Here is a 9447-nt window from a genome sequence, read left to right as displayed (position 1 = left end):
GGATGTGGGAAGGCCATGACAACCAGGAGGTTGGCTTAGAAGCAGCCATCCTTTAAAGAAAGCGTAATAGCTCACTGGTCTAGTTAAGCCGGCCTGCGCCGAAAATGTATCGGGGCTCAAGCCGTGTACCGAAGCTGCGGATGTGATCTTTGATCACGTGGTAGCGGAGCGTTCCGTAAGCCTGCGAAGGGTGTCCGTGAGGCCGCCTGGAGGTATCGGAAGTGAGAATGCTGACATGAGTAGCGACAAACAGTGTGAGAAACACTGTCGCCGAAAGTCCAAGGGTTCCTGCGCAAGGTTAATCCACGCAGGGTGAGCCGGCCCCTAAGGCGAGGCCGAAAGGCGTAGTCGATGGGAACCACGTTAATATTCGTGGGCCTGGCGGAGGTGACGGATTGGAAAGCGTGTACGATCTTATCGGATTGATCGTGCTGTGGACCGGTTCCAGGAAATAGCCCCGCCTTATAGACCGTACCCCAAACCGACACAGGTGGACTGGTAGAGTATACCCAGGCGCTTGAGAGAATGGTGTTGAAGGAACTCGGCAAATTGCCCTCGTAACTTCGGAAGAAGAGGGCCCCGTTGTGGCGCAAGCCATGGCGGGGGGCACAGACCAGGGGGTAGCGACTGTTTACTAAAAACACAGGGCTCTGCGAAGCCACACAAGGCGACGTATAGGGTCTGACGCCTGCCCGGTGCCGGAAGGTTAAGAGGAGGAGTGCAAGCTCTGAATTGAAGCCCCGGTAAACGGCGGCCGTAACTATAACGGTCCTAAGGTAGCGAAATTCCTTGTCGGGTAAGTTCCGACCTGCACGAATGGCGTAACGACTTCCCCGCTGTCTCCAACACCAACTCAGCGAAATTGAACTCTCCGTGAAGATGCGGAGTTCCCGCGGTCAGACGGAAAGACCCCGTGCACCTTTACTACAGCTTTGCAGTGGTGCTAGGGACTTCATGTGTAGGATAGGTGGGAGGCTTGGAAACATGGGCGCCAGCTCGTGTGGAGCCAACCTTGAAATACCACCCTTGAAGTCTCTGGCATCTAACCGTGGCCCGTTATCCGGGTCCGGGACCCTGCATGGCGGGTAGTTTGACTGGGGCGGTCGCCTCCCAAAGTGTAACGGAGGCGCGCGATGGTGGGCTCAGAGCGGTCGGAAATCGCTCGTCGAGTGCAATGGCATAAGCCCGCCTGACTGCAAGACTGACAAGTCGAGCAGAGACGAAAGTCGGCCATAGTGATCCGGTGGCTCCACGTGGACGGGCCATCGCTCAACGGATAAAAGGTACGCCGGGGATAACAGGCTGATGACTCCCAAGAGTCCATATCGACGGAGTCGTTTGGCACCTCGATGTCGGCTCATCACATCCTGGGGCTGGAGCAGGTCCCAAGGGTTCGGCTGTTCGCCGATTAAAGTGGTACGTGAGCTGGGTTTAGAACGTCGTGAGACAGTTCGGTCCCTATCTGCCGTGGGTGTCGGAGTTTTGCGAGGATATTGTCCCTAGTACGAGAGGACCGGGATGGACATACCTCTGGTGCACCGGTTGTCACGCCAGTGGCATGGCCGGGTAGCTAAGTATGGACGGGATAACCGCTGAAAGCATCTAAGCGGGAAACCCACCTCTAAACCAGAGCTCCCTTGAGAGCCGTGACAGACCATCACGTCGATAGGAGGCATGTGGACGGGCAGCAATGCTTGAAGCTAAGCCTTACTAATCGCTCGATCGGCTTGATCTCACCGGGCGCCATGCACAGCGGTAAGCCGCTTCATGGACGATCTGAAGACGCATCCCGTCACTTGAAACTCGATTTTATCGCGACCATCGAAAAGGCCGCCTTCCTTGTGGGAAGGCGGCCTTTTCGCGTCTGGAGTTTGGGCTCTCCGCCTACTCGCCCAATCCCTTGAAACCCATGTCGCTGTCGGCGATGGTGACGAACCAATTCTTCGGATCGCCCACCGTGCCGGCCAGCTCGGGCTGATCGAGCGCCGGCCGCACCATCATGCGGGTCGGCGTGCGCAGGCCGTTCTTCAGGCAGAGGAAGCCCATCATCGACAGCGGCCGGGCCGCTTGGGCGTTCAGCGTCCGGCACATCAGCGCGACCATCCCTTCCCGGCGCGCAAGTTCGGTCATCAGCGAGAAGGCCGCCATCAGCCAGCCCGGCCGGGCCAGATAATCGCAGACCACGCCGACCGGCTCTCCCTTCCAGTGGTCAACCCGGAGCACGACATAGGCCAGAACGGTCTCGCCGCGCATGACGTAGAAGCGGCGGAAGCGGTCGGCCTGGGGGGACAGGTCGAAGCGCCAGTTCAGGAAAGCCCAGTCGCGCCGGGCGATCACCGGATGCTGTGGCGACGCCGCCTCCCAGAGGTCGTCGACGCGGTAGTCGAAACGGTCGATCTCGACCAGCCGGGCGCCGAGCAGCTTGGCCGAGAGTCCGTAACCCATCGAGGCAGACGCCAGCGCCGGCTTGCCCACCCTGGCGACCAGCTTGGCCAGCCCGCCGCCATAGGGGCTGACGCGCAGGCAGCGCAACGGATCGATCACCCGCAGATAAGTCGGTACATTGCCGAGGTCGAGCCAACCGCCGCGCTTGTAGGACTTGTAGGCGGCCTCCGTCATCGACAGCGACACGGCGAGATCGCTGGCTCCGGTGTGGGTTTCCGACAGGGCGGGGCCGACGCCGCGCAGGCGCCATTCCGGAGCGACCATCAGGTCGATCGCCCAGGAGGCCCGGCGGTTGCGCTCCCCCACTTTCAGGGCGAAGGGGATGCCGCCCTGTTGCCCGACCACCGCACCGTTCCGCTTGCACAGCCAGAGCTGCGGGCCTTCATGCTCCCGCTCCGGCGGTTCTTCGAACAGCCAATGGAAGTGGTCTGGACACAGCTGGATTGCTTCGGCTCCGAAATGCGCGCGCTGGAATGCCTCCAGGGAGGCGTGGTCGCCCGGTTCATACCGGGCGACGCCACGTTGCTTCCAGTCGATGACGCTCATGCCTCATCCCCGACGGACACCGGCTGCACCAGATGGGCATCGCGCAGGATGCGGGCGGAGGTGCGGCGTTTGGCGGTGATGTCCTTGTAGACGCGGTGGACCTGCTGGACGGTCAGGTTCAGCGCCTCCGCGGCTTCCTCCTCGCTGGCGCCGCGACCGTAGGCGCAGAGCGCCAGATCGAGCTTGTCGTAAGGCAGGGCGTAGTAGAACTCCTCCTGCGACTGCGGCAGCGTGTAGGTGTCGGTGCTGGGCGACTGCGCCTGGATTTCCGCCGGCAGGCCGAGATAGGCGGCCATCTGGTAGACCTGCGACTTGTAGAGGTGGGCGATCGGCTTGAGATCGGCCAGACCGTCGCCGCCGCGCACGAAGAAGCCCAGCTCATATTCCAGCCGGTTCGGCGTGCCGAGCACGGCATAGTTCAGGCGGTCGGCATGGGTGTATTCGACCGTCTTGCGCATGCGCTGCTTCAGGTTGGTGGCGGCGACGACGTCGAGATAGACGTCAACCGGCATGCGGCTGGTCTGGCGCTCGCCGTCCGGCGATTCGACGGTCAGGGTGAAGTAGTTGACGCGGTCGGCGTCCAGCAGGTTGCCGGCCAGACCGATCTTCTGCTTCCAGCCCGGACCGAATTCCGGGAACAGCCGGCGGATGGCATTGTCGCGCCGCTCGTAGCAGCCGAGTGCCTCCAACGGGCCGGTGATGTTCTCCATGACGGGCGTGACGCCGAGATGCTCGCAGAGCAGGGTGCCGAGGCGGGTGCTCTTCGGCGAGTTTTCCTTTTCCGGCATCAGGATGCACAGCACGCGCTCCGGCCCGAGGGCGCGGACGGCGAGCGTGGCGCAGACCGAGCTGTCGATGCCGCCGGACACGCCGAGCACGATGCCCTGGCGGCGCAGATCATGGGCGACGATGCGTTGGATGGCGTCTTCGATCTCGCGAGCCGCGGCCGCGCAATCCAGATCGAGGGCCTTGGAGTCGAACGAGGTGAGGGCGTTCAGCATGGTCACGGTTCCCAATGGGGGTTGATGCATCGTCGGTCAAGAAAGGGCGCGGCGATCAGGCCGCGGTGGGCTGAGGTGTGGCGGTCCGGGCGTTGCCGGCCAGATCCTCCAGCACGTGAATTTCGGTGCGGTCCAGGGCGGCCCGCTGCTCGCGGATGCTCTGGGGCAGTTCGTCGTGGACGTACCGGGCCAGCATCTGCAGGGTCAGCGTGCCGACCAGCGCCATCTCCTCCCGCTCGCCGGCCATGCGGCCGTTCTGGCGGTGGGCCTTGTCGGCCAGGGCGGAGACGGCCGCGGCGTCGGTCAGGCCGTAGCGGGCGAGCGCTTCCGGCGACAGCAGGTCGCGGACATAGTCCGGGGCGCCGTCGCCGAACAGGGCCGTGGTCATCGGCGCCCGGTAGGGCCGCTTCGGTCTTTGGAAGATCTCGGCCGGCAGATGGCGGGCGGCGAGCCGGCGCAGGGCCAGCTTGTCGCGCAGGCCCAGCATCTTCACCCGGTCCGGCAGGGCGGCACAGAGGTCGTCCACCGCCGGGTCGAGGAAGGGGTAGCGGACCTCGATGCTGTTGGCCATGGCGACGCGGTCGCCCTGGGCCGACAGCAGGTAGGGGGTCATGAAGGTGGCGATCTCCGCCCACTGGCTGCGCGCCAGCGGCGACCAGCGCGACCAGCCGTCCGGCAGATGGGCCGCCACATGCGCCTCGAAGGCGGCATCGTCGGCGGTCGCCTGGACATCGGCGGACAGCAGGCGCTGCGACCAGCCGGTGTTCCGCCAGCGGGTACGGTGGGCGTAGAAGGTCTCGTCCGTCTCCATCATCCCGCGCTTGAAGAAGGCCTGCCACAGCGGGCTGTCCTTCTGGCCGTTGACGGCGGCGAAGGGATGGACGCGGCCCAGCAGCTTCGGCCGCGCCTTGCTGTCGGGCTGACGCGCCCAGAAGCGGCGGACCTTGTCCTCCTTGAAGATGTCGTAGCCGGCCAGCCACTCGTCGGCGCCTTCGCCGGACAGCACCACGCGGATGCCGCTCTCGCGCACCAGACGCGCCAGCAGGAACAGCGGGGCCGGGGCGGTGCGAACCAGCGGCGTTTCGCCATGGCGGATGACGTCGGGCAGGGCGGCCTGGATGTCCTGCGGGCTGCAGAGGATGTCGTGATGCTCGGTGCCGACATGGCCGGCGACCAGCCGCTGCTGCGGCGTCTCGTCGAAGCCGGCGTCGGTGAAGCGGACGCCGAAGCTGTGCATGTGGGTGGTGTCAAGCTTGCGGGCCAGCGCCGCGATCACCGAACTGTCGAGCCCGCCGCTGATATAGACGCCGACCGGCACATCGGCGCGCAGCCGCAGGCGGATGGCGTCGAGCAGCTTCTCCTCCAGCCGGTCGGCGGCCTCGTCCAGCGAAAGCTTGGCCAGCGACGGATCGGTCGCGAAATCGGGCTGCCAGTAGCGGTCGACATGCAGGGCCAGCGTGGAGTCGACGCGGATCGCGGTGGCGGCCGGCACGCTCTCCACGCGCTCGAACACGCTGCCGTGCGGCGCGGTGCTCCAGTGGGTGAAGACCTGGGCGAGGCGGGCCGGGTCGAAGACCGGAGCCACCCGGCCGCCGCCGAACAGCGACTTGGCTTCGGACGCGAAGACCAGATGATCGCCGCGGCGGGCGTAGAACAGCGGCAAAATGCCGAGCCGGTCGCGGACCATCCACAACTCGCGCTTGGTGGTGTCCCACAGGCAGATGGCGAACTGGCCGTTCAGCTTGGCCCAGGTGGCGGGGCCGTATTCCTCGAAGGCGTGGACGATCACCTCGGTGTCGGTCTGGGTGTAGAAGCGGTGGCCGCGCGCCTCCAGCTCCCGCCGCAGTTCGACATGGTTGAAGATCTCGCCGTTGAAGCTGATCCAGAGGGTGCGGTCCTCGTTGTGGATCGGCTGGAAGCCACCGGCCAGACCGACGATGCTGAGCCGCGCATGGGCAAGCCCGATCCGGTCGTCACGGTAGAAACCGTAACCGTCCGGGCCGCGATGGCCCAGCATGGCGATCATGCGCTTCAGCTCGTCCAGACCGGCCGGTTCGGCACGCGATCCTGCGAGAACTCCGGCGACACCACACATGAGCGTGCTCTCTGTCCTGGGGTGGGTAGTGTTCGTGGTGGTGTTCTGTATCGGGAGCGTTCCGCTCCCGTCCTGCCCCGTCCCCGCTACGCGGGAGAGCGGATGGATGCCGCGGCCGGACGTGCCGGCTTGCCGGTTTCCTCCACCAGTTCCGCTCGCCGGATTTTGCCGGAGTCGGTCTTCGGCAGGCTGTCGCGGAACTCGATGAACTTCGGCACGAGGTGGCTTTCCAGACGGCCGCGGCAGTGCTGGCGGATCGCCGCGTCCGACAGGGCCGCATTGTCACGGGCGACGAGGAAGGCCTTGACCGCCAACCCGTCGGCATCGTCGGGAACGCCGATCACGCAGGCCTCCAGCACGCCCTCCAGCTCGTACAGGGCGTTCTCGACCTCCTTGGGGCTGACCTTCTCGCCACGGCATTTGAAGACGTCGTCCTTGCGGCTGACGAAGTAGAGATGCCCCTCGGCGTCCTGTGTGAACAGGTCGCCGGTGAACAGCAGGGTCTCGCCCTGCGGGCCGCGGCGCAGGCGACGGGCGGTCTCCTCCGGCCGGTTCCAGTAGCCGCGCATCACATTGGCGCCGCGCACCACCAGCTCGCCGACCTGGCCGGGAGGAAGGCGGCTGCCCTCCTCGTCGGCTACGAAGGCTTCGCAGTTGGGGATGGCGCGTCCGACCGAAGCCGGCTTCAGGTCCAGTTCTGCAGGGTCGAGCGTGCTGATCCGCGTGCAGCACTCGGTCATGCCGTACATGGAATGGAAGACGGCCTGGGGGAAGCGCTCGCGCAGCCGGCGGAGATGGGCGGCCGGCAGCGGGGCCGCGGCGTTGGTCAGATAGCGCAGGCTGCCGAGATCGGCGGTCTTCGCCGCTTCCAGCCCCAGCAGGGTGGAGAAGACGGTCGGCACGCCGGGCAGGCCGGTGACGCGGTGCTGCACCATGCGCTTCAGCGTTTCCATCGGGAAGGCGAAGGAACGCTCCAGCACCAGGGTGAAGCCGATGCGGGCGCCGGTCAGCACCTGGGACAGGCCATAGCCGAAGGTCAGCGGCAGGATGCACATCACCACGTCGTCGGGGGTGTTCCCCAGATAGGTAGAGATCGCCCAGCTGGTGTTGACGTAGTTGGCGTGGGTCAGCATCACGCCCTTCGGCCGGCCGGTGGTGCCGGACGTGTACATGATGGCCGCCAGGTCTTGGTCTATCAGGCCCGGTTCGGCCGGTTGCCGGTGCGGAGCCGCCACCGCGTCTGCATAGAGCAGGCCGGTGGCACCGTCGGGCAGGCCGGCGCCCACCCACAGCACCGTCGGCTGCGTCTCTACCGTCTCCAGCGCGGGCAGGACCTGCCGGGCCAGAGCTGACGGCGCGATCAGGACCCGGATGCCGGCGTCGGCCAGCAGGTAGGTCAGCTTGTCAGCCTTGGTGGAGGGATTGACGGGCACGAACACGCCGCCGGCTTTCAGCGTGCCGAACAGGCCGGCGACATATTCGATGGAGTTCTCCAGCATCACCGCGACGCGGTCGCCGCGCGCGATCCCCGCCGACTGGAGCGCGCAGGCGACGGCGTCGCTTTCACGGTCCAATTCGGCAAAGCTGCGGCGGGCATCCCCGGCGATCAGCGCGGTGCGGGAGGGATCCCGCTTGGCCGTTTCGCTGAGGAACTGGTGAACAAGATGGGCCATGGTGGTGTCCTTCTTCGCCCGTCTTCGGTGCCCGTCTCTTGGCCGCTCGCCCTGGCGATCCTGCCGGATCAGGCGGCGTTGCGCAGTTCCTGCTTGCGGCCGACGAAGGCGGCGATGCGCTCCACCGATTCCAGGTTGTCGGCGACCATGTCGTCGTCATCCACGGCGATGCCGAAGCGCTCTTCCAGGAAGGCGACGACGTGCATGATGCCGGTGCTGTCGATAATCCCCGATTCCAACAGGGATTCGCTGTTGTCGAAGCCGGAGTCCTTGCCGAGCAGGAAATTCTCCACGATGAAGGCGCGGATTTCCGGCAGGGCGGGAGCGGTCAGGGTCGTGTCGGTCAGGGTGGCGGTCCGCATGTCTCTGAAAACTCCTGCTGGGTTCGGTCGACTTGGGGTGTCGTAAAGGGGGGTGTCGTAACGGGGGTTCGGTCGGTTTGAACGGGGAGCCGGGTGTTCGGCCGGGACGCTGTTGGGGGTAGGTCCGGCTACCCCCTGTCATGTGTCCCGCTGTTTTCCGGCTCCTTGTTCTCGCATCCGCCTGATATGCAATTTTATTGTGATGCTCGCGGTGGTTTGCGAGGGCTCAAAGGATAGGAGTGGATTGAAGTCTGTGGTTAGCCACTCTGTTGTCCCGTAATAGAGCTTGTCGCGGGACGCTTGACGTTCGGCTTGGCGTCGGCGCTCAGGGTCATACGCCTGCCGACTTCGGCTTTACCATCGAACCTGTCCATTCGGGCGTTGCTCCATTGGCCGAATCGCCGGTGCCCGCGGCCTTGCGCTTGCGCAGCCAGGCCGGGATGCCGGTCAGCTGGACGCTCAGCCACTCCACGGTGGCGTCGTCGGATACCGGGAAGGCCTTCAGCCGCAGGGGATCGCTGGAGGCGTCGTTGAAGCCGGGATCGATGGTGCGGGCGGTGCGGTAGCCGGCACGCCGGATCTCCTCCACCTCGCGGTCGCTGAAATCGCCGTTGGGGAAGGCGAAGTGCCGGCAGGACCGGCCCAACGCCTCCTCCAGCTCGGCACGGCACAGGGCGATCTCGTCGGAGCAGCGGTCGTCGTCGCATTGCAGAAGGATCGGATGGGTGCGGGTGTGGGCGCCGTAATCGGCGACATCGGTCATCCGCGCGATCTCGTCCCAGGTCATCGCCTGACGCTCGTCGCCATCCTTGTCGGGATCGTTGCCGGCCTCGGCCAGCAGGCGGCGGCGTTCCGGGTCGGGCACGCGCTTCAGCCGCTCCACCCCGATGCCGTCGGCGGCGGCGGTCTTCCACCAGTAGGGGCGGCCGGTGCCGACGATCTGGCTGCACAGGTAGATGGTCGGGCGCAGGTCGAATTCGCGGAACAAGGGCGCCAGCGCCGTGTTGTTCCGATGCCCGTCGTCGAAGGTGATGACCAGCGGATAGTCCGGCAGCTTGTCCCAGCGGCCGGTCTCCATCGCGGTGGCGACGGCATCGAGCGTGGTGAAGCCGTAATGCTTGGCGTACCAGCGCAGATGCTCGCGCAGCACCTCCGGGGCCGGATCGTGGTAGACGACGATGGTGACCGCGTTCCGCGCCTTCAGGAACCGCTGCATCGCACCGAATCCCGACCAGCGCACCAGATTGGCAATGGCGTTTTTCATGGTGCCCCTTCCTTCATGTCGATGCTCCCGGTCCTGGCTGGGTCAGCCTGAACCGGGAGAG

6 protein-coding genes and 1 rRNA gene (1 of these 7 running past the window's edge) are annotated in these 9447 nt (G+C 65.5%); 1 reads left to right on the top strand and 6 read right to left on the bottom strand.

The genetic code is table 11. The features are described 5' to 3' along the window. Window positions 1-1735: ribosomal RNA gene (locus ACWPN3_RS02980) — 23S ribosomal RNA — on the top strand; it begins 1012 nt to the left of the window's first position. 149 nt (window positions 1736-1884) lie between these two features. Here the strand turns inward: ACWPN3_RS02980 and ACWPN3_RS02975 are convergent. From ACWPN3_RS02975 to ACWPN3_RS02950, 6 genes are all read right to left on the bottom strand, one after another. Continuing rightward, complete coding sequence (locus ACWPN3_RS02975) at window positions 1885-2991, bottom strand: GNAT family N-acetyltransferase (RefSeq protein WP_492242584.1); 1107 nt, start codon at window positions 2989-2991, stop codon at window positions 1885-1887. Further along, window positions 2988-3992 (bottom strand): NAD(+) synthase, encoded by a 1005-nt coding sequence (gene nadE / locus ACWPN3_RS02970; RefSeq protein ID WP_098737746.1) that lies wholly within the window; start codon window positions 3990-3992, stop codon window positions 2988-2990. Before nadE ends, ACWPN3_RS02975 begins: the two co-directional genes overlap by 4 nt. Before the next feature lie 55 nt (window positions 3993-4047). Then, window positions 4048-6087, bottom strand: a complete 2040-nt coding sequence (gene asnB / locus ACWPN3_RS02965; RefSeq protein ID WP_492242585.1) for an asparagine synthase (glutamine-hydrolyzing) — start codon at window positions 6085-6087, stop codon at window positions 4048-4050. An 86-nt stretch (window positions 6088-6173) separates the two neighbouring features. Further along, window positions 6174-7760, bottom strand: coding sequence for a class I adenylate-forming enzyme family protein (locus tag ACWPN3_RS02960; protein ID WP_492261071.1), 1587 nt, complete (start codon window positions 7758-7760; stop codon window positions 6174-6176). 68 nt (window positions 7761-7828) lie between these two features. Next, window positions 7829-8122 (bottom strand): phosphopantetheine-binding protein, encoded by a 294-nt coding sequence (locus tag ACWPN3_RS02955; protein WP_109445379.1) that lies wholly within the window; start codon window positions 8120-8122, stop codon window positions 7829-7831. Window positions 8123-8453: 331 nt separating this feature from the next. Beyond that, window positions 8454-9386 carry a polysaccharide deacetylase family protein gene (locus ACWPN3_RS02950; RefSeq protein ID WP_492242587.1) on the bottom strand — a complete coding sequence of 311 codons (933 nt, stop codon included), beginning with the start codon at window positions 9384-9386 and terminating at the stop codon, window positions 8454-8456. Window positions 9387-9447: the final 61 nt, after the last annotated feature.

It is taken from the genome of Azospirillum sp. UENF 111221 (genome assembly GCF_058780625.1).
This window is presented reverse-complemented; position numbering and strand designations above follow the sequence as displayed.

Excerpts from the sequence above, each read along its gene's own strand:
- ACWPN3_RS02975 (WP_492242584.1), bottom strand. The coding sequence starts at position 2,991 with ATGAGCGTCATCGACTGGAAGCAACGTGGCGTCGCCCGGTATGAACCG.
- nadE (WP_098737746.1), bottom strand. The coding sequence starts at position 3,992 with ATGCTGAACGCCCTCACCTCGTTCGACTCCAAGGCCCTCGATCTGGAT.
- asnB (WP_492242585.1), bottom strand. The coding sequence starts at position 6,087 with ATGTGTGGTGTCGCCGGAGTTCTCGCAGGATCGCGTGCCGAACCGGCC.
- ACWPN3_RS02960 (WP_492261071.1), bottom strand. The coding sequence starts at position 7,760 with ATGGCCCATCTTGTTCACCAGTTCCTCAGCGAAACGGCCAAGCGGGAT.
- ACWPN3_RS02955 (WP_109445379.1), bottom strand. The coding sequence starts at position 8,122 with ATGCGGACCGCCACCCTGACCGACACGACCCTGACCGCTCCCGCCCTG.
- ACWPN3_RS02950 (WP_492242587.1), bottom strand. The coding sequence starts at position 9,386 with ATGAAAAACGCCATTGCCAATCTGGTGCGCTGGTCGGGATTCGGTGCG.